The following is a 337-nucleotide window of genomic DNA, read 5'->3' on the forward strand; positions in this document are numbered from 1 at the left end:
GGTTACCCACGCTCCAAAGCCTGCGTTCGGCCAGCGTGGTTTAACGGGGCGCCTAAGATCAAGATCAAAAGCAGATCAAGAGCACAGCGGCCTACCGGCCGGCTTGAGTGTTTAAAAGCCAAATCAAAAGCTAAAGCGGGCACGGTTCAAATGTAGGAGCTGGCTTGCCGGCGATGGCATCGCCTCGGTGTGTCTGATGTACCGAGGTGTCTGCATCGCCGGCAAGCCAGCTCCTACAGAAAAGCAGCTCTGCTTTCGCTCTGGATTTTGCCTTTGCTTTTAACACTCAGGTCGGCTCTCAGGCCGCCGTGCTCTTGCTTTTGATCTTGATCTTGCT

The sequence above is a fragment of the Pseudomonas sp. I8001 genome (assembly GCF_013385345.1).
In the GTDB taxonomy this organism is placed as follows: Bacteria; Pseudomonadota; Gammaproteobacteria; order Pseudomonadales; family Pseudomonadaceae; genus Aquipseudomonas.